The following is a 23,369-nucleotide window of genomic DNA, read 5'->3' as shown; positions in this document are numbered from 1 at the left end:
GGATTCATCGCCTTCACCGCACTCCATGCGGTGGATCTGCTGAGCTACAACCAGCTCTACCTGAGCCTGCCCGCGGAGATCCGCCGATCGGGCGCCGACGTCGAGACGCTGGCGTGGCTGTTCGCGATGGTCTCACTGATCACCGTGACGCTTCAGCTTCCGATCTCACGTCTGGCTCGGCGCCTCGGTCCTCAGCGCGCCCTGCCGCTGGGATACCTCACCACCGCTGCGGGGTTCCTTCTCCTGGCCGCCTGCTCCACCACGGCGATACCTGTCGGGCTCGAACTCGCCCCCGCGACGACCGCCGTCGCTCTTTGGATCCTGGGGCACCTGATGGCAGCCCCAGTGGCCCTGGATCTTGTCCCACGCTTCGCGGGCACGGCCCAGTGGGGCTCCTACTACGGACTGCTCGCGACCGCCGGCGGCATCGCCGTGCTGCTCGGCAATGCAGCCGCGGGCTCGCTTCTGCACTTCGCCGCATTCTCAGAAGCACTCTCATGGGCGCCCTGGCTGCTGCTTGGAACGCTCCCCCTGATCAGCGCCACCTTGATCGGCCGAACCCTCCCAACCCCACCTCAACTCGCCTCCACCTCCAAGACCCCCGAACCATCCGCAGAAAACACCGAGAAAGCACCCGATGACACCTTCACCTCGTAACGCCACACGTCCCCTCGTGGGATCCCGAACCCCGACAATGCCCCGCCTGATGACGACGATTCCGCTGGCCGGCGTCTTTGCGCTCACCGGGTGCTTCAGCTCCTCCGGAGAGGAACAGAGCACCTCAGAGTCGGCTGACACCGATGCCCGCATCAGCGTTGCCATGCTGCAGCCACCCCGCAGTGGTCTGTCACCGCTCAGTGACGATGCCTTCAAGCTCTCGCGATGGAGCACCGCGGAGACCCTGATCGCGCTCGACGCCGAGGGCGAGGCTCAGCCAGGTCTGGCTACCGAGTGGAGCCAGGACGACGCTGATCCATCGTTGTGGCGGTTCACGATCCGAGACGGCGTGACCTTCCACGACGGCTCGGAGCTCACGGCCGCAGCCGTGATGGAGTCCCTGCAAGCAGCGATCGACGCCTCCCCTCAGCCCCGCATCCTGGATGGCGTCGATCTCGAGCTCTCCGTCGAGGACGACGACGTTCTGGTGCGCACAGCAGATGAGGACCCCCTGGTGCCTCAACGACTCTCCAGCCCGCAACTCTCGATCCTTGCCGAAGAGGCCTACGAAGGTGCTCAGGTGGTGGATCCGATCGGTCACGGCACCGGTCCTTTCGAACTCATCTCCGTGGACGGCACCTCCTCGGCCACCCTTGACCGCTATGAGGACTACTGGGGAGACCCCGCGCGGGCCAGCGGCATGGACGTGGAGTTCGTCCCTGATGGCACCGCACGCGCCGCGGCGCTTCGCACAGGAGACGCCGATGTCGTTGAAGCCGTGCCCGTGGGGCAAGCCGGACAGATCGATGAAGATCTCATCTACGAAGTCGCCATGCCACGGACCAATACGCTCTACCTGAACACCGAGGAGGGACCGTTCTCCGACCCGGAAGTGAGGGCGGCTGCTCGTGAGGCCATCGACCGTGCCGCCTTGATAGAAGGGGCCTATGAAAGTCGTGCCGACGTCGCGGAAGGCCTGCTCGGGCCCGCCCTGCCGTGGGCCGCGGACCTCCGTGACGAAGCCTCCTACCAAGAGATCATCGGACAGCGTGCCGAGCCCGCGGCCGTGGACGGGGTTGAGATCTCGCTGGGCACGTTCACCGACCGTTCTGAGCTTCCTGAGGTCGCGGTGCTGCTCGAGCAGCAGCTCGAACAGGCGGGGTTCGTCGTGACCCAAGACGTGCGTGAATACCAGTACATCGAAGCAGACGCGGTGGACGGGGTGTTCGACGCCTTCATCCTCTCCCGAGCCACCGTGTTGGATTCAGGCGACCCGGTGGCCTACATGTATAGCGACTTCGCCTGCGAGGGCTCCTTCAACATCTCTCAGTTCTGCGCGGATTCCGTCGATACCGCGCTGCAGTTCGCCTCGGAGCAATACCCGGCTGATGGCCGAGAGCTCGCCATCATGGAGGCAGAAGCCCAGATCCTCGCCGAGGATGCGGCAATCCCACTGCTGCACGAACGTGTGATCCAAGGAGAAGCAGCCTCTGTCTCGGGGGCGGAACAGGACCCTCGGGAGCGACTTCTGATCACTGGCGAGACCGCACTCGGCGAAAGCGATTGAGTTGACGACCAAAGGCCTGCGGTCTCCGGGATGGGCCGCTCCAGGCGTGTGGGTGAGCTCAGCGTCGCGTCTGTTGTCCGTGACTGCCGTGGTCCTCGTGGTCGGGATGCTCCCGTGGCTGTCCGGGAGCTCCGCCGAGTACACGATTCTGCGCGCCCGCTATGCGGACCTCCCGGCCACTCCGGAGAATCTGGCGCGAGTCAGTGCCGAACTCGGACTGGACCGGGGCCCGTTGGTGATCTTCTGGGAATGGGCGACCGCGATGATGCGCGGTGACGCCGGTGAATCCTGGATCAGCGGACGCCCGGTTCTTCCCGGAGTCCTGGACGCACTCGCCGTGTCTCTGACTCTGATGGGTTTCGCGATCGTCGTCGCGCTGCTTCTGGCCGCTGCGCTGAGCGTACCGGCCCTGTACGCAGGCCTGCGCGGGCGATCGGCGCGGGGTTCAGGTGCTGCGGCAGCGACTCTGACGGCCTTGCCGGAGTTCCTGCTCGCAGCCTGTCTTCTGGTGCTCGGTGCGGTATGGCTGGGATGGTTTCCGCCATACGGCTGGAGGGGCCCGGAATACGCCGTCCTGCCGGCCCTCGCCATGGGCATACCAGGGGGAGGGCTGATCGGCAGGCTGATGGTCGAAGCGATCACGCGGACCTTCGCGGAACGCTGGACGGCAACCTGGCAGATGGCCGGGGTGAGCCGAACGGTTCTGGCGGCGGCGGTCCTGCGCCGCTCTCTGCCGGCGGTGCTGGGACAGGTAGGGCTGGTCTTGATCGGCCTCACCGGCGGCGCCGTAGCTGTGGAACAGATCTTCGCGATCCCAGGGTTGGGCAGATTGACGCTGGGAGCTGCCAGCTCTCAGGACATCCCGGCGCTGCAGGCCGGGGTGCTGGCACTGGTGATCATCGCGATCCTCATCGGAAGTACGACGAGTCTCGCTCGACGAGCGCTCCTGGGCCCGGCCCTGAGATACGACGCGGTGCCGGTTCAGATGCCGCAGCGGTCCCGTCGGCGTCGTGATCTGGTCGTGCCCGGGGTTGCGGGGGCAGCGCTCCTGCTTCTCACCGTCGCAGGTAGCTTGCGCGACGCCTACAGCGCGGTCAACGGCCGCCTCACGTCCCCTTCGTCGGCGCTTCCATTGGGTGCCGATGCAACCGGCAGAGACATCCTCGCAAGGGTGGGACAGGGCACCTGGACCACGCTGGGCACAGCTCTGGCAGTCGTCTTCGCGTGCCTGCTGATCGGCCTGTTCCTGGGGTGCCTTCCCCGGCTCTCCTCCGGACCGGCCGAGGTGACCAATGCAGCACCTCCCATCATCGCCGGACTTCTCGTCGCCTCCGTCTTTGGTCCCAGCGTCCTAGGGGCCGCGGTGGCGATCACCGCCGTGAGCTGGGCGCCGCTGGCCGTCTATACCGCAGGACTGGTGACTGAGATGAGCTCGCGCACATACATCAAGATGTTGCCGCTGCTCGGCGTCGGTCGGGCGCGCATCATGTTCCGCCACGTGCTTCCGGCCCTGATCGGTCCGGTCACGCGGCATGCCATGCTGCGCCTCCCCGGGATTGCCCTGGCGCTGGCCGCTCTGAGCTTCCTGGGGCTCGGCGCACAGCCGCCGGCGCCGGAATGGGGCTTGGTGCTCGCGGAGGGAATGGGCTACGTCGAACGCGCTCCTTGGACGGTCATGGGTCCGGCCTCGGCCTTGATCCTGGCCTCCGTACTCGCCGTCTCACTCTCCTCGCTGCCGCCGAGACCCTCCCGGAGGATCCGCCCGGAAGCTGCGCCGCTGCGGGAGGGGACCTCGGTCTTAACCCTTCAGTAGCGCAGGACCACCACCTGTAATGGGTCGGCGGACCCGGGCACCTCGGTGCCGGCTCTGCCCCTGAGGTTAAGATCCAGCCTCCAGACACCCCACCCCTTGACTATCTCAATCATTGACTTCTTGAACTATTGGCCCCAGGGCCCTATCCTGACGGTGATGTGTTCTGCATCACAGTGTGCACGGCTTCGCTGTGATGATCCGAGCAACCTTGCACAAGGAGTCATAGATGACTGATGAGAGTTCGAGCCCGGGGCTGGATCCTCGCGGCGACGCCCCACGCAACCGCGAGGAGGAGGTCCACCGGCTGCACCGCTGGGAGTCCTCCGCCGCCGCGGACCGCCGAGGCGGTGACATCCGCCGGCACACCGATGTCTCCACCTCGGCAGGCCTGGACATCGCCACGCGACCGGACCCGGCGGCCCCGCTGACTTCGGTGGCGCAGAGCGGGGCCACCGGTCGCGCCACGACCTCCGGGCCAGGCCGAGCCCGACGACGGCGACGACGCGGCTGGAGCACCCGGCTGCTCGGTGCCGCCGGCGTCCTCGGCCTGCTGCTGACCTGGGAGATCGTCCCGCGGGTCGGACTGGTCAATGAACGGTTCATGCCCCCGGCCTCCGAGGCGATCGGCGGACTGATCACGAACTTCGGACTGACCGATTTCTGGGTCGCGGTGTTCGACACCATGCACGCCTGGGCCCTGGGCATGGTCATCGCCGTCACGATGGCCACGGCACTGGGCTTCATCATCGGCTCCTCGACGTTCCTGCGCCGCTTCACGAACTCCACGATCGAGTTCCTGCGCCCGGTGCCCTCGGTCGCGCTGATCCCTCTGGCCGTGCTGCTCTTCGGGGTGGGCATCGAGTCTTCGCTGATGCTCATCGTCTACGCCTGCTTCTGGCAGGTGCTGATCCAGGTGCTCTACGGGGTGGCGGATGTGGACTCGGTGGCGATGAACACCGCGCGGTCCTATGGGCTGGGGCCGGTGGCACGGATGCGCCACGTCACCTTCCCGACCGCGCTGCCATACATCATGACCGGTGTGCGCCTGGCCGCCGCCGTGGCGCTGATCCTGGCGGTCACCGCGCAGCTGATCATCGGCACCCCCGGACTGGGGGCCGAGATCAGCCGAGCCCAGTCGGGAGGCAACTATGTCTCTATGTACGCCCTCGTGCTGGCAACCGGCCTGCTCGGGGTTCTGATCAACCTGGTCATGCGGATGATCGAGCGCAAGGTCCTCTCCTGGCACTCCTCGGTCCGCACGGAGGTGGCGGCATGACGTATATCCGGAGTTTCCTCAACATCGTGGCCCTGCCGCTGATCCTGCTCTTCATCTGGTTCCTCGCCACCCTCGGCGAAGCGAGCTTCTTCGTCCCCACCCCGCAGCTGCTGGTGGAGACCTTCATCAACACCTGGACCGCGGACCGCTTCGTCGGCGACGTCTTCCCCTCGCTGGGACGGCTCATCGCAGGCATCGCACTCTCCATCCTGATCGGGATCGTCGGCGGTCTGCTGATCGGCTCCTTCCGCTGGCTGCGCGCCCTGCTGGAGCCCACCCTGGAGTTCTTCCGCGCCATCCCGCCCACGGTGCTGATTCCGGTGCTGATGCTGCTGATCGGCATCGGCGACGAGATGAAAGTCTCGGTGATCGTGCTCGGCGCCGTCTGGCCGATCCTGCTCAACACCATCGAGGGCGTGCGCTCCATGGACGAGGTGCTCGCCGACACCAGTCGGACCTATGGGATGACCAAGATCAACAGCATCCGCTATCTGATCCTGCCCTCGGCCATGCCGCAGATCATGGCGGGCATCCGGCAGTCGCTCTCGATCGCGCTGATCCTGATGGTGATCTCCGAGATGTTCGCCTCCACCGAAGGCCTGGGCTTCGCCATCGTGCAGTTCCAGCGCTCCTTCGCCATTCCGGAGATGTGGTCCGGGATCGTCCTGCTGGGACTCATCGGCGTGGTGCTCTCGTTCATCTTCCAGCTCGCCGAGCGCTGGATCCTGGGCTGGTACCACGGGCTGCGCGAGATCGAGCAGTCGGCATGAGCCGGCCACACCCACCACGCCATACCCCCGTGCATCACCATTGCACACGCCTCACTGCCAGAGACTTCACTTCCAGAGAAGGGACCCCGAGATGACCTCCGCGCACTCACAGCCCACGAATCCCGTGATCAGCCAGTCCAGCGTCCAGGACACCCCGGACGGCAGGATCCCGGTGGGCAGGACCATGCCGGATGAGCAGCCGATGCTCTCGGTGCGGAATCTGAAGAAGGTCTACCACACCGACGGCGGCGACATCGAGGCGGTGCGGAACCTGACCTTCGATCTGCCCAAGGGCCAGCTGGCCTGCTTGGTGGGACCGTCCGGCTCCGGCAAGACCACGCTGCTCAAGTGCATCTCGGGGCTGATGGCCCCCAGCGCCGGTGAGGTCACCCTGCACGGGCAGAAGGTCACCGGCCCGCCGAAGTCGATGGCCGTGGTGTTCCAGGAATACGGCCGGTCTCTCTTCCCCTGGCTGCGGGTGGCCGAGAACGTCGAGCTGCCGCTGAAGAACCAGGGGATGGAGAAGTCCGCTCGGAAGGAGGCGGTGGAGCAGGCACTGGAGGCCGTGGGGCTGGCCCATGTCCCGAAGTCCTATCCCTGGCAGCTCTCCGGCGGCATGCAGCAGCGCGTGGCGATCGCCCGCGCGGTGGCGTATCAGCCGGAGGTGCTGCTGATGGATGAGCCCTTCGCGGCAGTGGATGCGCAGACCCGCGCGGACCTCGAGGACCTGGTCCGCGGCATCTGGAAGAAGCTGGGCGTCTCGGTGCTCTTCGTGACCCACGACATCGACGAGTCGGTCTATCTGGGCGAACGGGTCATCATCCTGTCCTCATCGCCGACCATCATTCAGGAGGACGTGCTGGTGGACCTTCCAGCCGAGCGCGATCAGCTCGAGACCAGATCCTCGCAGCGCTTCGCCGAGCTGCGCCACCACGTCTACGAACAGATCCAGCTGGCGAAGAAGGGCTTCCGGCCCGAGGATGCGGCCGCGATGAGATAGGCCGGACGGCCTGGAGCTGCCGCCCCCGAGTCGAGCGGTTCAGAACACGACCTTGGCGAGCAGCTCGCGCAGCTGATCCCGCTCTGCGGGGCTCAGCGCATGCAGGGTCTGCTCCTCGGCCTCGCGGGTGCGCTGCACCGCCTGGGCGTAGAGCTCAAGGCCGGCCTCGGTGGCGACCAGGATCTTGGAGCGCCGATCCCGCGGGTCGGTCTCCCGGCGGATCGCGCCGCGCGCCTCGAGCATGTCCACCAGCGCGACCACCTGACTGGGGTCGAGGTCCAGGAAGCCGCTCAGCTCACGCTGAGAGGGGTTGGTCCCAGAACACGCCATGGCCAGCACAGCGAACGGTCGCACCTTCAGACCCAGGTCGGACAGCAGACGATTGGCCAGGGCGTTGCCCCGGCCTCGGGCACGCGCGGTGAGGAAGGCGACCTCCTGGGCCAGGTCGGAGCGCTGGAAACGCTCCTCGCCTCCGGGACCGGCCGTCGGCTGGGTCAGAGGCGATGCGTGCGCCGCGTCGGCAGGGATCGAGGGGGGCATGGTTTCTCCTAGCAGCGGTTCCCGGGGCGGGATTGAACGGGTGAGAAGACAAATCATTGACTTTCTCAATATTATCAAGTGAGATGTATCACAGTAAGCAGCGGCCGCGAGGCCTGACAGAAGGAGAGACTATGTCGTTAGCAGGCAAGGTAGCCATCGTGACCGGGTCCGGAGCCGGACTGGGACTCGCATACGCCCAGGAACTCGCCGCCCAGGGTGCCGCCGTCGTGATCAACGACGTGGATCAGGCCACTGCTGACGCCGCCGTGGCGAGGATCGAATCCGCCGGCGGTCGCGCCATTGCCGTGGTGGCCCCGGTGGGCTCCACCGAGACCGCCGAAGCGCTGGTCGACGCCGCGGTGACCAGCTTCGGCGGCCTCGACATCCTGGTCACCAACGCCGGGATCCTGCGCGACAAGTCGTTGCTGAAGATGTCCGACGATGACTTCGACGCCGTGATCAACGTCCACCTCAAGGGCACCTTCACCTGTGTCCGGGCGGCATTCAAGCACTTCAAGACCGAGGGCGTGGCCGGCCGGGTCGTGTGCATCGGCTCCCCCACCGGTCAGCGCGGAAACTTCGGACAGACCAACTACGCCGCCGCCAAGGCCGGCATCGTCGGCATGGTGCGCACCTGGGCGCTGGAGTTCAAGCGTGCCGGAGTCAGCGTCAATGCCGTGATTCCGGTGGCCGCCACCGCGATGACCAAGACCGTGCCGTACTTCCAGAAGGCCGTGGAGGCCGATGAGCAGGGCCAACCCATGCCCGACTTCTTCCGCAAGGGCCTCGGCTTCGGCACGGCGCAGGACGCGGCCGGCGTCGTCGCCTTCCTGGCCTCCGACGCCGTGGAGGGCATCACCGGACAGGTCATCGGTGCCGGCGGCGACCGCCTGCAGGTCTGGAGCCACCCGGAGCCCGTGGTCGAGGAGTTCCACGACGGCGGCTGGGACTACGCGACGCTGCAGACCCAGGGCCGCGAGATCCTCGGCGCCCACCTGCAGTCCGTGGGCGAGTCCATGCCGGAGCTCCCCGCCGAGCTGCAGCCCACCAGCTAGTCCGCACCCGAGGTCACATGCCAAGACCAGTCCGCACACCCGCCGCGGCCCGAACAGGAGAGGAACCCCCGATGCGCTACCGATCTGCCATCGACGTGCAGGCCATCGAGGCGGTGGACACCCATGTCCACCTGGAGATGGACGCCGAGGGGCATCGCGCCCTCCCCGAGCTGTTCTTCGAAGCCTCGGCGAAGTACTTCAAGACCGCCGAGCGCACGCCTTCGATCGATCGCATCGCGGAGGTGTATCGGGCACACCGGATGGCGGCGGTGGTCTTCACCGTGGACGCCCGGACCCAGATGCAGCACGCGCCGAACTCCATCGACGATCTGGTGACAGGGTGTCTGCGCAACAACGACGTGCTGCTGCCCTTCGGCTCGGTGGACCCGCGCACAGGCCCCGCGGCCCTCGCGGAGGCGCGGCGGCAGGCCGAGGAGCTGGGCGTGCGCGGGTTCAAGTTCCACCCCACGGTGCAGGGATTCGACCCCTCGGATCCTGAGTTCTACCCGCTGTGGGAGACGCTGCAGGAGATCGGCCTGCCGCTGATCTTCCACACCGGGCAGAACGGCATGGGCGCCGGCACTCCCGGCGGGGCGGGGCTGAAGCTGAAATACTCCAACCCGCTGCTGCTCGACGACGTCGCCGCGGACTTCCCCGGGCTGCCGATCATCATGGCGCACCCCTCGGTGCCCTGGCAGGACGAGGCGATCTCGATCGCCACGCATAAGTCCAACGTCTACATCGATCTCTCCGGCTGGTCCCCGAAGTACTTCCCTTCCGCTCTGGTCCGCAGCGCGAACAACATCCTCTCCGACAAGCTGCTCTTCGGCACCGACTACCCGTTGATCACCCCGGAGAAGTGGCTCGGCGCCTTCGCTGATCTGCCGATCAAGGACGAGGTCCGGCCCAAGATCCTGAAAGACAATGCGGTCGCGCTGCTGGGACTCGACGCGGCGGGAGTCCGCGATGCGTGAACCAGCCATGCGAAAGCCAGCCATGCGTGAGCCAGCCACCGGCACGGTGATCCCTTCGGACCTCTATGGCTTCGCCGAACGGCTGACCACCGCGGAGCGCCGCGTGATCACCGATCTGCGGCAGGTGCTCACTGAACAGGTCCATCCACACCTGAACGCGGCATGGGATGAGGCACGCTTCCCTGAGGAGATCATCGCCCCGCTGCGCAGCCTGGAGCTGATGGACCCGCCCGCCCTGCGAGAGGCCGGAGAACCGATCCGCGACATCTTCCTGGGCTTCCGAAACTTCGAGCTCACCCGATGCGACATCAATGTGGCCACCTACTACAACGCCCAGGCCAGTCTGTTCCGCACGGTCTGCACCATGGGCGGCTCCGCGCAGCAGGCCCGGGAGCTCGATGCCAAGATCGTCTCCCATGAACTGACCGGGGTCTTCGGACTCACCGAACCAGACCACGGCTCCGATGTCGCGGGCGGTCTCGCCACCAGCGCCGCCCAGGAACCGGAGACCGGGGACTGGATCATCGACGGTGCCAAACGCTGGATCGGCGGAGCGACCGCCGCCGACGTCGTCGCCACCTTCGCCCGCGACGCCGCGGACGGCCAGGTGAAGTGCTTCCTGGTGCCCACCTCAGCGCCAGGTGTCTCCATGGAGGTCATCCCGCGCAAGGCCTCGCTGCGGATCATGCAGAACGCCGACATCAGCTACCGGCAGGTCCGGGTCCCGGACAGCGCTCGACTGCAGCAGATCAACAGCTTCACCGACGTCGCCGGATGCCTGCGCCGGATGCGTTCCGACGTCGCCTGGATGGCCACCGGGGCCATGGCCGGGGCCTACGAGGCCGCCCTGGCCTACGTCACGCACCGGGAGCAGTTCGGCCGGCCCATCGCTGGATTTCAGCTGATCCAGGAGAAGCTCGCGATGATGCTGGGCAACCTGACCGCCGCGCTGGGCATGGTCGTCCAGCTCACCGAGCAGCAGGCGGCCGGGATCTACCGCGACGAGAACTCCGCCCTGGCCAAGATGTACACCTCGCTGAGGCTGCGCGAGACCGTGGCACTGGCCCGCGAGGTCTGCGGCGGCAACGGGATCACCCTCGACACCGACGTCGCCCGGTTCCACGCCGACGCCGAGGCGATCTACTCCTACGAAGGCACCCACGAGATCAACGCACTGATCGTGGGCCGCGCCGTGACCGGGGTGGGCGCCTTCACCTAGCCGGGACCACCCGGGGCTTCTCGCCCGGGCCGAAGCCTATCCGAAAACAAATGTGACCCAGGCCACACCTCCAGAACCGCACTCACAGTCCCACCCCTGCTCACAGTCAACCAACCACCCGCCACCTCAAGGAGCAGCATGACCGACACCCCCTCCGCCCGCACCGTCGTCTCGTTCGAGGACGCCCGCGCCATGGCCGGCACCGACCTGGGAGAGACCGCCTGGCGCGAGATCACCCAGGAGATGGTCAACACCTTCGCCGACGCCACCGATGATCACCAGTGGATCCACGTGGACCCTGAGCGCGCCAAGGACGGCCCGTTCGGCGCGCCCATCGCCCACGGCTTCCTCACCCTGTCCCTGATCATCCCCTTCTGGGGCGAGCTCTTCGACGTCACCGACGTCAGCACCAAGCTCAACTACGGACTGGACAAGGTCCGCTTCACCGCGCCGGTGAAGGTCGGCTCCAAGGTGCGGATGCGCGGCACCATCAGCGCCGTCGAAGAGGTCAAGGGCGGAGGCCTCCACCTGGTCGTGGACGCGACCTTCGAGGTCGAAGGTCAGGAGCGCCCCGCCGTCGTAGCGACCTTCCTGGCGCGCTTCTACCCCTGATCCGCACCTGAGCACCCCTGTTGCGCCCACTCCTCTAGACGACACGTCACACCCATCGAGGGCCGCCGTTCTGCGACCCGCACCTCAAGGAGCAGTCATGAAGAAGAACATCGCATCCATCACCGGACTCGCGGCAGTCAGCATCCTGGCATTGAGCGCCTGCGGCTCGGGGTCCCCGGCCGGGGACGAAGAGGAGGACGGCAATGGCGCCGAGACCGCGAGTGAGAACGGCGAGATGACCGAGATCACCGTGGGCGTGCTGCCCATCGCCCCCTCTGTGGGGATCTACTACGGCATCGAGAACGGCATCTTCGAGGAGCACGGGCTCGACGTCGAGCTCTCTGACTCCAACGCCGGTGCCGCGATGCTGCCGGCCGTGAGCAACCAGCAGCTGCAGTTCGGCGTCGGCAACCCCAACTCGGTGCTCAACGCCAACAGCCGTGGACTGGACATGAAGATCGTCACGGGTTACTCGAACTCGTTGGCCGAGGGCGATGACATCGCTGGCGTGGTCACCACCGTGGAGAGCGGAATCGAGGACTGGGACGATCTCGAGGGCAACACCGTCTCGGTCAACGCGCTGCAGACCCAGGGTGATCTGACCATCATGGAATCCGTGGAGAAGGCCGGCGGCGACCCGTCGGCCGTCGAGTTCTCCGAGATGCCGTTCCCGGATATGCAGGCCCAGTTGGAACAGGGCAACACCGACGCCATCTGGGTGCCCGAGCCCTTCCTGAGCAACGCGCTGGCCGACGATGCCCATCAGCTGGTCGGCTACTCCTTCCAGGACTCGATCCCGGGCATGCCCACCATGGTGAGCTTCAGCTCCGGGGAGTACATCGAGGAGAACCCCGAGGTCGCCCAGGCCTTCAGCGATGCGATGACCGAATCGTTGCAGGCCGCGGAGGCCGACGAGGAGGGCGTGCGCGCACTGCTTCCGGAGTTCATCGACCTGCCCGAGGAGGCCGCGGAGAACCTGCGCACGGAGGAGCTCGACGGCGAGATCCGCAGAGAGCAGATCGAGGAGGCCGGGGCGCTCATGGTGAAGTTCGACTTCATCGGAGAGGAGCCGGACACCTCCACGCTGTACTTCGAAGGCGAGTGAGCCCCATCGCCTGACGGCGCTGGTGGGCGCCAGGGCCACCCCTGACGCCCACCGGCGCTGACCTCCCGATCTCCCCCGCAACGGCCTTCACGCGCCGACCTCTCATACCCGCACCTCTGACCTCACCCCTTCCACCTCTGCCCGCATCGGAGAACCATCATGAAACACCTGTCTCGCGGGGCCTTTGCCCTCTGCGCCGTCCTTGCCCTCTCAGCCTGCGGCAGCGGGTCCCCCTCCGGTGATGCCGACGGTGAGGCCGCCGAGGGTGACGCTCAAACCGAGGACGGCGAGCTCACCGAGGTGGAGGTCGGTCTGATCCCGATCGTCGACGTCGCCTCCATCTACCTGGGTCAGCAGGAGGGCATCTTCGAAGACCACGGGTTGAACCTGACACTCACCCTGGCCCAGGGCGGCGCGGCCATCATCCCCGCCGTATCCACGGGTGACTTCGACTTCGGCTTCTCCAACGTGACCTCCCTGCTCGTCGCCGCCGACAACGGCCTACCGCTGCAGACCGTGGCGGCCGGGCCGCAGACCACGGGAGACTCCGAGAATGACTTCTCAGCGATCCTGGTCAAGCCGGACTCCGGCATCGAATCCGTCGCCGACCTTGAAGGCCAGCGGGTGGCGGTCAACACGCTCAACAACATCTCGGACTCGATGATCTCCGAAGGCGTGCTCGAAGCAGGCGGGGAGGCGTCGAACGTCGACTTCGTCGAGGTCGCCTTCCCCGACATGCTCGCCCAGCTCGAAGCCGACAACGTCGACGCCATCTTCGCAGTGGACCCCTTCGCGAGCATCGCCGACAATGAAGGCTATGACCGGGTCTTCGCACCCTTCGCCGACGTGGTCGAGGAGCTGGGTGTAGGCACCTACTTCGCCTCCCAGCAGCTGGTCGACGAGGACCCGGAGCTGGTGGAGAGCTTCCACGCCGCGGTCCAGGAATCTCAGGCCTACGCCGAGGAGAATCCGGAGGCGGTGCGAGAGGTGCTGCTCGAGTACACGACCATCGATGAGTCCCTGCTGAGTGAGATCACGATTCCCGCGTTCCCGGAGGAGGTCAACATGGATTCCCTCCAGCAGGTCGCGGAGATCTCGGAACGCCACGGACTCATCGGCGAGGTCCCGAACGTCGATGAACTGGTCTGGGAGGGCGCACGATGAAGAACCACGGACTCGGCGATTGGATCCATCGGCGCAGGGTGCGCTCCCGCGGACAGACAGCGCTGATCAGCGCGGCCGGAGAGCAGACCTACGACCAGCTGGCGCGGCGCATCGACAAGCTCGCCAACGCGCTTGCCGACCGCGGGATCAGGCCCGGGGACCGAGTGGCGTATCTGGGCGAGAACTCCGCGGCGTTTCTCGAGACGCTCTTCGCCACCGGAAGCATCGGAGCGGTCTTCGTGCCGCTGAACACCCGCCTGGCCCCGCCGGAGGTGCAGTTTGCGCTGCAGGACTCAGGCGCCCGAGTGCTGGTCACCTCGACCCCGCTGGCACCGCTGGCCGCACCGGCCTGCCGGGACACCGCCGTGGAACTTGTGCTCGCCGTGGCCGAGGGAGCGGCTGCACCCGAAGAATCCGCGGTGTTCCCGGTGACCACGGAGGAGTTCGAGGCAGTGCTGACCTCAGGGGCCGAGCAGCGCCTCGACGTCGCCGTCGGGCTCGAAGACCTCGCGGTGATCCTCTACACCTCGGGCACCACCGGGAGCCCCAAGGGGGCGATGCTCACCCACGGGAACCTGACCTGGAACGCGATCAATGTGCTCACCGACTTCGATCTCTCCAGCAAGGACGTGGCGCTGATGATCGCACCGCTGTTCCACGTTGCGGCCCTGGGTCAGGGGGCGCTGCCGGTGCTGCTCAAGGGCGGCCGCATCATTCTGGAGCAGCGCTTCGAACCGGGCCGGGTGCTGGCGCTGATCGAGGAGCACCATGTCACCAACCTCTCCGGGGTGCCCACCACCTTCCAGCTGATCTGTGAGCATCCGCAGTGGGAGCACACCGACATCTCCTCGTTGCGCAACCTCACCTGTGGCGGCTCGGCGGTGCCGCTGCGGGTGCTCGACGCCTACGAGAGTCGTGGACTCGCGTTCACCATGGGCTACGGGATGACCGAGACCTCCCCGGGAGCCACGACCCTGCCCCCGGCGCACTCCCGACCCAAACAGGGCTCCGGCGGGCTCGCGCACTTCCACACCGATGTCCGGGTGGTGGACCCGATGGATCAGCCCTGCGCGGTGGGCGAGGTGGGTGAGATCCAGGTGCACGGTCCCAACGTGATCGCCGAATACTGGAACCGACCCGAAGCCACCGCCTCCTCCTTTGTGCGCGAGGATGACGGCCTCTGGCTCAAGACCGGAGACATGGGGTACTTCGACGAGGACGGCTTCCTGTTCATCTCCGACCGGCTCAAGGACATGATCATCTCCGGCGGCGAGAACATCTACCCCGCCCAGGTGGAGCAGCAGATCGCCGCGCTGGAGGCGGTGGCCGCCGTGGCCGTCATCGGGGTGGAAGATGCCCACTGGGGCGAGGTCCCGCGGGCGGTGATCGTGGTGCGCGAGGGCCACGAGCTCACCGAAGAACAGGTGCTGCACCATCTGGACGGCAAGCTGGCCCGCTATAAGATCCCGAAGTCGGTGGTCTTCGTGGAGTCCATGCCCCGCACGGCCTCGGGCAAGATCCGCAAGCCTGACCTCCGCCGGCAGTACGCCTAGGCCGGCGCGTCGCCGTCGAGCTGCTCCAGCAGCTCCAGTCCGCTGCGCGCCCAGTCCACCTCGGCCTGGGCCAGCCGGATCAGTCCCTCATAGGCGAAGGCCTTGAACGCGACGATGCGCTCGTGCTGCTCCGCCGGATAACGCTCCAGCCGGGCGGCGATCATCGGGTGTTCATGAGATCGGATCGCTTCGATCTGACTGCTCCACTGCGCGATCTGTTCGGTGTAGTGCGCGGCGTGCTGCTTCAGGTGCATGCGCACGCTCGCGGGCTCTGCCCATTCGAAGTACGCCGCCTGCATATGGGCCACATCGCGCCAGGGAGCGTACTTCAGCGGAGTCGCCATCCAGCTGCGGAACGCGGCCTCCCCGGCCTCGGTGATGTAGTAGCGCGTCTTGGTGCCCTTGGGGCCCCAGCGCTCCTCGCGGCCCTCGACCAGGGCTTCGGCCTCCATCCGTCGCAGCTCGGGATAGATCTGCGAGTCCGGGGCATGCCAGACGTGCCCGACCGAACCCTCAAAGCGCTTCGCGGTCTCATACCCGGTCAGCGGAGCTGCGGTGAGGATCGCCAGGATGGCGTAGCGCAGACTCACGGCGTCGGAACCTCTCGAAAAGGGGCGGGTGCTTGCCCTCCACTATATCCAGAGCTATTCTGTGACCCAGAGCACAAATACCTATGTTGATAGCTAGTGGCGTTGCTGAGCGGACCGCGATCGGCCCCGCGGCGTCCTCGAGTCCCAGGAGGCGGACATGACCGATCTCAGCCCAAGCGGTGCCACCGCGAAGAACATGGCCTACCCGCTCAACGCCTGGTACGTGGCCGGATGGGATCACGAGGTCAACCGCAAGAAGATCCTCTCTCGGAAGATCGCCGACCGCCCGATGGCGCTCTACCGGACCGAAGAAGGCCGCCCGGTCGCATTGACCGACGCCTGCTGGCACCGGCTCGCGCCGCTGTCCATGGGCTCGCTGGTGGGTCCGGACGGGGTCCAGTGCCCGTATCACGGCCTGCAGTACAACTCCGCCGGTCGCTGCACCTTCATGCCGGCGCAGAAGACGATCAATCCCTCGGCGATGGTGAACTCCTTCCCGGTGGTCGAACGGCACCGCTTCATCTGGGTCTGGCCCGGCGATCCGATGCTCGCTGACGCGGCGCTGATCCCGGACATGCACCAGATGGGCTCCGACGAGTGGGCCGGCGACGGCAAGACCATCGAGGTGCGCGCGAACTACCAGCTGGTGCTGGACAACCTGATGGACCTCACCCACGAGGAGTTCCTGCACTCCTCCTCGATCGGGCAGAAGGAGCTCAGCGAGTCCGATATCGAGGTCACTCACGATGAGCGCACGGTGACGGTCAGCCGATTCATGGAGAACATCGACGCTCCGCCGTTCTGGCTGAAGAACATGCGCGACAAGTTCCCGGACTTCGAAGGCAAGGTCGACCGCTGGCAGATCATCGAGTTCCAGATGCCCTCCACCATCTGCATCGACGTGGGCGTGGCCAGGGCGGGCACCGGGGGGCTCACCGGTGATCGCAGCCAGGGCGTCAACGGCTACGTGATGAACACGATCTCTCCGGTGGATCAGGCCAATGCCATGTACTACTGGGCCTTTATGCGCAACTACCGGCTGGAGAGCCAGCGGATCACCACCGAGCTGCGCGACGGCGTGCACGGGGTCTTCGCGGAGGACGAGGAGATGCTCACCGCGCAGCAGCAGGCCATCATGGACAACCCGGACCACGAGTTCTACAACCTCAACATCGACGCGGGAGGCATGTGGGTGCGCCGGCTGATCCAGCGCGCCGTGGAGGCCGAGCGCGCGATGATGGCCTCCGACGCCGACCTCACCGACGCCAAGGGCTGATCCCTGGTGTCACAGGGAACCCAGCTGCACTGGCAGCGCGCCGTGGTGACCTCGCGCCGGGCCGCCGCCGCGGAGATCGCCGAGATCATCCTGTCCGGTGAGCGCCCGCTGTTCACCGAGCCCGGCGCCCATATCGATGTGCGCATCGCGGCGCGGGCCGGCGGACCCGGACTGGTCCGCTCCTATTCGGTGGTCGAAGGCGCGGCGGACGGGAGCTGGGTGAAGGTCGGGGTGCGCCGCTCCCCCACCTCGCGCGGCGGATCCCGGTTCATGCATGCGCTGGAGGTCGGAGATTCCCTGGAGATCACCTCGCCGGTGCAGAACTTCCCGCTGCGGGTGGGCGCGCCGCGTTACGTGCTGCTCGCCGGAGGGGTGGGCATCACGGCGATCCACTCGATGGCCCGGGTGCTCAAACGGCTCGGCGCGGACTACCAGCTGGTCTTCGTGGGACGCTCCCGCCCGGCCATGGCGTTCCTGGATGAGCTGCGCGAGGAGCACGGCCCCCGGCTGCGACTCTCGGTGGATGACGAGGGCGACGTCCTCGACGTCCAGGAGCTGCTCGGGCAGGTGGACGGCTCTACGGAGTTCTACATGTGCGGGCCCATCCGACTGATGGACGCGGTTCGCCGCGCCTGGATCGAACGCGAGCTGCCGCTGCCGAACCTGCGCTACGAGACCTTCGGCAACAGCGGCTGGTTCGATCCCGAGGAGTTCGAGCTGCACATCCGCGGCTCTGAGCGCCACACCGTGGTCTCCCCGGACGAGTCCATCCTGGAGGCGCTGGAGCGGGTCGGAGTCGAGGCGATGTACGACTGCCGCAAGGGCGAATGCGGACTCTGCGTGGTCAAGGCCGAGCAGCTGAACGGGGTCATCGATCACCGGGATGTCTTCTTCAACGAGGCCGAGAAGAGTGCCGACACCAAGCTCTGCGTCTGTGTCTCCCGGGTGGCCTCCTGCGGCGAGGCTGATGCCGACCTCGAGGCAGGTGCCACACCTCCACCAACACACTCACGGCCCTCGCTGACCCTCGACTTCCCCTGACCCCCCGCGTTGAGGGGCGGATTCTACGGGTATCTCATAGGCGAGAAGGCCCCGATTACTCGTGAAATCCGCCCCTCAATGGCGGGGATCCCGAATGGATCAACTCTCAGGGAGCGCCGCCCGTCACCGCCCGGTTTTGCTCAAGCGCCACAGCGATCCAGCCACTCAGAGCTTCGTCGCCGTCGATCGCAGCGGCGGCGACCTGGATCCATCCTGGCCCCATGTCGCGTCCCGACCCCATCTCCGCCTGGGTCGCACCCGGCCGCTCCAGCAGCTCCCGGTGCCGGTCGGCGTCGACGCGCACCAGGAGTCCTCCGTCTTTGGACGCACTGAGGATCATCTTCTCGTTGATCATGATCGATCGTCCGCCGAACATGGAGACCTCTCGGATCACGGGTTCCTCAGCCAGACGGTCTCGAAGCCGTTCGAGGAGGGCGTCCTGCGCGGGGGTCATGCTGCCTCTTCCCTGCCTAGTCCGTGACAGCAGCGTGAGCTGTTCTAGGTCCACGTGGGGTGAGTCTAAGTCTCCGCCCAGGGCACGCATACATTCCAGGGGCCTCACACGCGTTGAGGGGCGGATTCTCCGAGCAGTTGAGGCCTTTCGGCCCATGAAATGCTCGGAGAATCCGCCCCTCAACGCAAAGGTGGGTTACTTCCAGCCCAGTGGCTTGGCCACGTGCTCGACCAGGGATTCCAGGATGTGGGCGTTGTAGTCGACTCCCAGCTGGTTGGGCACGGTCACCAGCACCGTGTCCGCGGCCTGGACGGCCTCGTCCTTGGCAAGCTCCTCGACCAGGGCGTCGGGCTCGGCGGTGAAGCTGCGGCCGAAGATCGCCCGGGTCTTCTCGTCGATCATGCCGATCTGGTCCTTGGAGTCGCGCTGGCCCAGGAAGTAGGCGCGGTCCTGGTCCGAGACGATGGGCAGGATGGAACGCGAGACCGAGACCCGGGGTTCGAAGCCGTGATCATGCTTGGCCCATTCCTCGCGGAAGGCCTGGATCTGTTTGGCCTGCTGGATGTGGAACGGCTCGCCGGTCTCATCATCCTTCAGGGTGGAGCTCATCAGGTTCATCCCGCGCGAGGCCGCCCAGCGGGCGGTGGCGTCGGATCCGGCGCCCCACCAGATCCGCTGGCGCAGACCCTCGGAGTGCGGCTCCAGGCGCAGCAGCCCCGGTGGGTTGGGGAACATCGGGCGCGGGCTGGGCTCGGCGAAGCCCTGCCCGGAGAGCACCTGCAGGGCCACCTCGGTGTGCCGGCGTCCCATGTCGGCGTCGGACTCGCCCTCGGCTGGCGCGTAGCCGAAGTGCCGCCAGCCCTCCACGGCCTGCTCTGGTGAGCCGCGGGAGATGCCGAGCTGGAGCCTGCCCTCGGCGATGAGATCCGCGGCGCCGGCGTCCTCGGCGAAGTAGAGCGGGTTCTCATAGCGCATGTCGATCACGCCGGTGCCGATTTCGATCCGCGAGGTCTTGGCGCCGACGGCGGCGAGCAGCGGGAAGGGCGAGGCCAGCTGTCGGGCGAAGTGGTGCACCCGGTAGTAGGCGCCGTCGACGCCCAGCTCCTCGGCCGCCACGGCGAGGTCGATGGACTGCAGCAGCACCTCAGAGGCAGAGCGGGTCTGCGAATGCGGTGAGGGCGTCCAATGTCCGAAAGAGAGGAATCCGAGGTTTTTCACATTTGAAAGAACGCCCCTGGCGGTGCGGGTATTCCTCGACCATCCAGGGGTGCTCCGTGCGCCGCTACTGCGTGAGCTGCCGCTCAGCGGTGAGCACCACGTTGGCCAGCAGCTCGGCGCGGGTCATCGGTCCGACGCCGCCGGGGTTGGGTGAATACCAGGAGGCCACCGACTCGATGCCCGGGGCGAGGTCGCCGTAGATCTTGGCCTTGCCGGTCTCCGGGTTCACCTCGCGGGTGACGCCCACGTCCAGCGCGATCACGCCGGGCTTCAGGTCAGCCGGGTCGATCATGTGCTTGACCCCTGCGGCGGCGACCACGACATCGGCGCTGCCCAGGTGCGCGGGGAGATCCTTGGTGCCGGTGTGACAGAGGGTCACGGTGGCGTTGACGTCGCGCCGGGTCAGCAGCAGCCCGATCGGCCGGCCGATCGTGACCCCGCGTCCGACGACGACGACGTGCTTGCCGCGCAGGTCCAGGCCGTAGTGGTCCAGAAGGTCCACGCAGCCCTGGGGCGTGCACGGCAGCGGGGTGGTGATCTCCTCGTTGACGTTGGCCACCAGCCGTCCGAGGTTCATCGGATGCAGCCCGTCGGCGTCCTTCTCGGGAGAGATCGCCTCGAGCACCTGCTGGGTGTTCAGCTGCTTGGGCAGCGGCAGCTGCACGATGTAGCCGGTGCAGGCCGGGTCGTTGTTGAGCTTCTCCAGCTCTGCGAGCAGCTCATCCTGGGTGGTGTCGGCGCCGAGCTCCACCTGGATGGAGTTGATCCCCACCTCGGCGCAGTCGCGGTGCTTGCCCGCCACGTAGGACTGGCTGCCCGGATCGGCGCCGACCAGCACCGTGCCCAGGCCCGGGGTGACCCCGCGGGCCTTCAGCTTCGCGACGCGCTCGGCGAGGTCGGCCTTCAGCGCCTTGGCGGTGGCTCTGCCGTCGAGGACCTGCGCCTGCGAAGGAGCCTGAGCCTGCTGGGCGTCTTGCTGAGAGGTCTCGGTCATCGTTCGATTCACCAGTCCTCGAGGCCTTCATACAGCGGAAAGTCCTTGGTCAGCGCGGCGACCCGGGACTTCAGCCCGTGCAGGTCTGAGTCGGGCTTCAGCGCCTCGGCGATGATGTCGGCGACCTCGCTGAACTCCTTGGCGGCGAATCCGCGGGTGGCCAGGGCGGGGGTGCCGATGCGCAGTCCGGAGGTGGTCATCGGCGGACGCGGGTCGTTGGGCACGGCGTTGCGGTTGACCGTGATGCCGACCTCGTGGAGCCGGTCCTCGGCCTGCTTGCCGTCGAGCTCGGAGCCGCGCAGGTCCACCAGGACCAGGTGCACATCGGTGCCGCCGGTGAGCACCGAGACGCCGTGTTCGGTCACATCTGGCGCGATCAGCCGCTTGGCCAGGATCTGGGCGCCCTCGATGGTGCGCTTCTGGCGTTCGGCGAACTCCTCGGAGCCGGCGATCTTGAACGCGATGGCCTTGGCCGCGATGGCGTGCATCAGCGGGCCGCCCTGCTGGCCGGGGAAGACCGCAGAGTTGATCTTCTTCTTGTGCTCTTCCTTGGTCAGGATGATGCCCGAGCGCGGTCCGGCGAGGGTCTTGTGCACCGTGGTGGTCACGACGTCGGCGTAGGGCACCGGGTTCGGGTGCAGTCCGGCGGCCACCAGACCGGCGAAGTGCGCCATGTCCACCCAGAGGATCGCGCCGACCTCGTCGGCGATCTCGCGGAACCGGGCGAAGTCGAGCTGGCGAGGGTAGGCGGACCAGCCGGCGACGATCATGTCGGGCTGCTCGGCGATGGCCTGCTCGCGGACCTTGTCCATGTCGATGATGCCGGTCTCGAGGTCGACCTCATAGGCGGCGATCTCATAGAACTTGCCGGAGAAGTTCAGCTTCATGCCATGGGTGAGGTGCCCGCCGTGGGCCAGCGAGAGCCCCATCAGCTTGTCCCCGGGCTTCAGGAAGGCGGTCATCACCGCGACGTTGGCCTGGGCACCGGCATGGGGCTGGACATTGGCGTGATCGGCGCCGAAGAGCGCCTTGGCGCGCTCGATGGCGAGGTTCTCCGCGACGTCGACGAATTCACAGCCGCCGTAATAGCGCCGCCCCGGGTATCCCTCGGCATACTTGTTGGTCAGCACCGATCCCTGGGCCTCGAGGACGGCGCGCGGAACGAAGTTCTCGCTGGCGATCATCTCGAGGGTGTCGCGCTGGCGTCCGAGCTCATCCGAGATCGCCTGAGCGATCTCTGGATCGACCTCGGCCAGTGGGGCGTTGTTGATATCCGATGTGCTCATGCTCTGAAGCTCTCCTTGCGGATGAATACGGGGCAGCGTGAGCCAGTCTATCGCTCAGCTCTGGCTTCCCGCGCCGCGTGGCAGAGGCTTCGCGCACCACGGGGCGGACCTGGGCCGGTCACGCCGGGCTGTGACACGCGCCAAATTTTATTGTGAATGACTCATATGTACGGCACACTGGAGGGATGACCTCCTCCGACTGGCCTGCCCGGCTGCGCGAACGTGGACTCCGCATGACGCGCCAGCGCCTGGCGGTGCTGGAGGCGGTCTCCGCCGCGCCACACAGACCAGCCGAGGCGGTTCACGCCGCGGTCCGCGCGCAGCTGCCGGAGATCACGGTGCAGTCGGTCTATACGGTGCTGCATGATCTCACCGCACGCGAGCTGCTGCGCAGGTTCGACCCTCCAGGTTCGCCCGCCTGCTATGAGACCCGCACCCATGACAACCATCATCACGCGATCTGCACCCGCTGCGGTCGGATCGAAGATGTGGAATGCGTCCACGGAGAGGCACCCTGCCTGCAGGCGCCGCCCAGTCTGCAGATGCAGATCCAGATCGCCGACGTCGTCTTCCGCGGCATCTGCCGCACCTGTACGGACACCGAGCAAGGCTCCGAGGAGCTGGTCGGTTCCGGCTCCGCCGAAGCCTGACCGCCTTCCTCTGCCTGTGCCTGTGACGGTGACTCAGCCCGCGAACCTCGCGGGCAGTCCGGCCATGGGCCACTGGCAGTGCAAGCCTGCAGACACAAAGATCCCCCACGGGGAGCCGGAGCTCCCCGCAGGGGATCTTTGAGAGAAAGACACTGATCACATGTCTTCGTCGTCCTCCGTGGGCTCTTCTTCCATGGGCTCTTCTTCCATGGGCTCTTCTTCAGTCGCTGGATCCTCGACTGCCGGATCCTCGGTCTCGGTCCCGCCATCGTCGCAGGCGGTGGCACCGAAGAGTGCCAGTGAGCCGATGCCGACGACGCCGGCCAGAGTGCGAAGCTTGCTTGTTTCGGTGGTAGCCATAATTCGTTTACCTCCGTCATTTGCATCATGAGATGCTGCGCGGTCTTTCCGCGGTCTGTCATCATTGAGCGACCGTGTGAGATCACCTTGACGACCTGTGTTCATTCTGCACAGAGGAAGAGCACGAGCGAAAGCTCATTCGGCCGTTCTCAGCCGATTCAGGGAGAGCTCCAACCAGATATGGAGCCGGCGTTG

At 66.6% G+C, this 23,369-nt stretch carries 23 protein-coding genes; 16 read left to right on the top strand and 7 right to left on the bottom strand.

Annotated features, from left to right (window positions below; genetic code table 11):
• Nucleotides 1-30: 30 nt before the first annotated feature.
• From EV640_RS13830 to EV640_RS05050, 6 genes are all read left to right on the top strand, one after another.
• On the top strand, nucleotides 31-657 hold the full coding sequence (locus tag EV640_RS13830; protein ID WP_243832236.1) for an MFS transporter: 627 nt from the start codon (nucleotides 31-33) through the stop codon (nucleotides 655-657).
• Nucleotides 658-706: 49 nt separating this feature from the next.
• A complete protein-coding gene (locus tag EV640_RS05070) occupies nucleotides 707-2,224 on the top strand; it encodes an ABC transporter substrate-binding protein (RefSeq protein ID WP_243832235.1) in 1,518 nt (505 codons plus the stop codon).
• A 79-nt stretch (nucleotides 2,225-2,303) separates the two neighbouring features.
• A complete protein-coding gene (locus EV640_RS05065; protein ID WP_341802706.1) occupies nucleotides 2,304-4,037 on the top strand; it encodes an ABC transporter permease subunit in 1,734 nt (577 codons plus the stop codon).
• 226 nt (nucleotides 4,038-4,263) lie between these two features.
• Entirely contained in the window at nucleotides 4,264-5,313 is a 1,050-nt protein-coding gene (locus EV640_RS05060) for an ABC transporter permease (protein WP_084479669.1), read from the top strand.
• The gene (locus EV640_RS05055) at nucleotides 5,310-6,083 is read left to right on the top strand and encodes an ABC transporter permease (protein WP_133725987.1); all 774 of its coding nucleotides are present in this window, start codon (nucleotides 5,310-5,312) and stop codon (nucleotides 6,081-6,083) included. The genes EV640_RS05060 and EV640_RS05055 overlap by 4 nt, the downstream gene beginning before the upstream one ends.
• Nucleotides 6,084-6,285: 202 nt before the next feature.
• Nucleotides 6,286-7,083 carry an ABC transporter ATP-binding protein gene (locus tag EV640_RS05050; protein ID WP_051501370.1) on the top strand — a complete coding sequence of 266 codons (798 nt, stop codon included), beginning with the start codon at nucleotides 6,286-6,288 and terminating at the stop codon, nucleotides 7,081-7,083.
• 39 nt (nucleotides 7,084-7,122) lie between these two features.
• On the opposite strand, the gene EV640_RS05045 is transcribed toward EV640_RS05050, so the two are convergent.
• Nucleotides 7,123-7,623, bottom strand: coding sequence for a MarR family winged helix-turn-helix transcriptional regulator (locus tag EV640_RS05045; protein WP_133725986.1), 501 nt, complete (start codon nucleotides 7,621-7,623; stop codon nucleotides 7,123-7,125).
• A gap of 131 nt (nucleotides 7,624-7,754) precedes the next feature.
• On the opposite strand from EV640_RS05045, the gene EV640_RS05040 reads away from it, so the two are divergent.
• From EV640_RS05040 to EV640_RS05010, 7 genes are all read left to right on the top strand, one after another.
• A complete protein-coding gene (locus EV640_RS05040; RefSeq protein ID WP_133725985.1) occupies nucleotides 7,755-8,678 on the top strand; it encodes an SDR family NAD(P)-dependent oxidoreductase in 924 nt (307 codons plus the stop codon).
• Nucleotides 8,679-8,749: 71 nt separating this feature from the next.
• Nucleotides 8,750-9,652, top strand: a complete 903-nt coding sequence (locus EV640_RS05035; protein ID WP_133725984.1) for an amidohydrolase family protein — start codon at nucleotides 8,750-8,752, stop codon at nucleotides 9,650-9,652.
• Between the two features lie 22 nt (nucleotides 9,653-9,674).
• On the top strand, nucleotides 9,675-10,871 hold the full coding sequence (locus tag EV640_RS05030) for an acyl-CoA dehydrogenase family protein (protein WP_133726080.1): 1,197 nt from the start codon (nucleotides 9,675-9,677) through the stop codon (nucleotides 10,869-10,871).
• 138 nt (nucleotides 10,872-11,009) lie between these two features.
• Nucleotides 11,010-11,483 (top strand): MaoC family dehydratase, encoded by a 474-nt coding sequence (locus EV640_RS05025; protein ID WP_036476758.1) that lies wholly within the window; start codon nucleotides 11,010-11,012, stop codon nucleotides 11,481-11,483.
• 97 nt (nucleotides 11,484-11,580) lie between these two features.
• A complete protein-coding gene (locus EV640_RS05020) occupies nucleotides 11,581-12,588 on the top strand; it encodes an ABC transporter substrate-binding protein (RefSeq protein ID WP_133725983.1) in 1,008 nt (335 codons plus the stop codon).
• A gap of 159 nt (nucleotides 12,589-12,747) precedes the next feature.
• The gene (locus EV640_RS05015; RefSeq protein ID WP_133725982.1) at nucleotides 12,748-13,752 is read left to right on the top strand and encodes an ABC transporter substrate-binding protein; all 1,005 of its coding nucleotides are present in this window, start codon (nucleotides 12,748-12,750) and stop codon (nucleotides 13,750-13,752) included.
• Nucleotides 13,749-15,305, top strand: a complete 1,557-nt coding sequence (locus EV640_RS05010; protein WP_133725981.1) for an acyl-CoA synthetase — start codon at nucleotides 13,749-13,751, stop codon at nucleotides 15,303-15,305. Before EV640_RS05015 ends, EV640_RS05010 begins: the two co-directional genes overlap by 4 nt.
• On the opposite strand, the gene EV640_RS05005 is transcribed toward EV640_RS05010, so the two are convergent.
• A complete protein-coding gene (locus EV640_RS05005; protein ID WP_133725980.1) occupies nucleotides 15,302-15,895 on the bottom strand; it encodes a PadR family transcriptional regulator in 594 nt (197 codons plus the stop codon). The genes EV640_RS05010 and EV640_RS05005 overlap by 4 nt on opposite strands.
• A 157-nt stretch (nucleotides 15,896-16,052) precedes the next feature.
• On the opposite strand from EV640_RS05005, the gene EV640_RS05000 reads away from it, so the two are divergent.
• The gene (locus tag EV640_RS05000; protein ID WP_133725979.1) at nucleotides 16,053-17,171 is read left to right on the top strand and encodes an aromatic ring-hydroxylating dioxygenase subunit alpha; all 1,119 of its coding nucleotides are present in this window, start codon (nucleotides 16,053-16,055) and stop codon (nucleotides 17,169-17,171) included.
• 6 nt (nucleotides 17,172-17,177) lie between these two features.
• Nucleotides 17,178-18,212 (top strand): PDR/VanB family oxidoreductase, encoded by a 1,035-nt coding sequence (locus tag EV640_RS04995; protein WP_208292187.1) that lies wholly within the window; start codon nucleotides 17,178-17,180, stop codon nucleotides 18,210-18,212.
• Nucleotides 18,213-18,318: 106 nt separating this feature from the next.
• On the opposite strand, the gene EV640_RS04990 is transcribed toward EV640_RS04995, so the two are convergent.
• From EV640_RS04990 to glyA, 4 genes are all read right to left on the bottom strand, one after another.
• Entirely contained in the window at nucleotides 18,319-18,666 is a 348-nt protein-coding gene (locus tag EV640_RS04990; protein ID WP_133725977.1) for a TfoX/Sxy family protein, read from the bottom strand.
• Between the two features lie 195 nt (nucleotides 18,667-18,861).
• Nucleotides 18,862-19,884: an LLM class flavin-dependent oxidoreductase gene (locus EV640_RS04985; protein ID WP_133725976.1), complete on the bottom strand. Its 1,023-nt coding sequence runs from the start codon at nucleotides 19,882-19,884 to the stop codon at nucleotides 18,862-18,864.
• Nucleotides 19,885-19,948: 64 nt separating this feature from the next.
• On the bottom strand, nucleotides 19,949-20,878 hold the full coding sequence (locus tag EV640_RS04980; RefSeq protein ID WP_133725975.1) for a bifunctional methylenetetrahydrofolate dehydrogenase/methenyltetrahydrofolate cyclohydrolase: 930 nt from the start codon (nucleotides 20,876-20,878) through the stop codon (nucleotides 19,949-19,951).
• An 8-nt stretch (nucleotides 20,879-20,886) separates the two neighbouring features.
• Entirely contained in the window at nucleotides 20,887-22,164 is a 1,278-nt protein-coding gene (gene glyA / locus EV640_RS04975; RefSeq protein ID WP_133725974.1) for a serine hydroxymethyltransferase, read from the bottom strand.
• A gap of 185 nt (nucleotides 22,165-22,349) precedes the next feature.
• On the opposite strand from glyA, the gene EV640_RS04970 reads away from it, so the two are divergent.
• Nucleotides 22,350-22,814 carry a Fur family transcriptional regulator gene (locus EV640_RS04970; RefSeq protein WP_133725973.1) on the top strand — a complete coding sequence of 155 codons (465 nt, stop codon included), beginning with the start codon at nucleotides 22,350-22,352 and terminating at the stop codon, nucleotides 22,812-22,814.
• Nucleotides 22,815-22,970: 156 nt separating this feature from the next.
• Here the strand turns inward: EV640_RS04970 and EV640_RS04965 are convergent, their stop codons facing one another.
• The gene (locus tag EV640_RS04965) at nucleotides 22,971-23,174 is read right to left on the bottom strand and encodes a hypothetical protein (RefSeq protein WP_133725972.1); all 204 of its coding nucleotides are present in this window, start codon (nucleotides 23,172-23,174) and stop codon (nucleotides 22,971-22,973) included.
• Nucleotides 23,175-23,369 lie beyond the last annotated feature (195 nt).

Origin of the sequence: Nesterenkonia aurantiaca, from assembly GCF_004364585.1 — a bacterium.
Taxonomy (GTDB): domain Bacteria; phylum Actinomycetota; class Actinomycetes; order Actinomycetales; family Micrococcaceae; genus Nesterenkonia; species Nesterenkonia aurantiaca.
The sequence above is the reverse complement of the archived record's forward strand: the minus strand, read 5'-3'. Positions and strand labels throughout refer to the sequence as shown.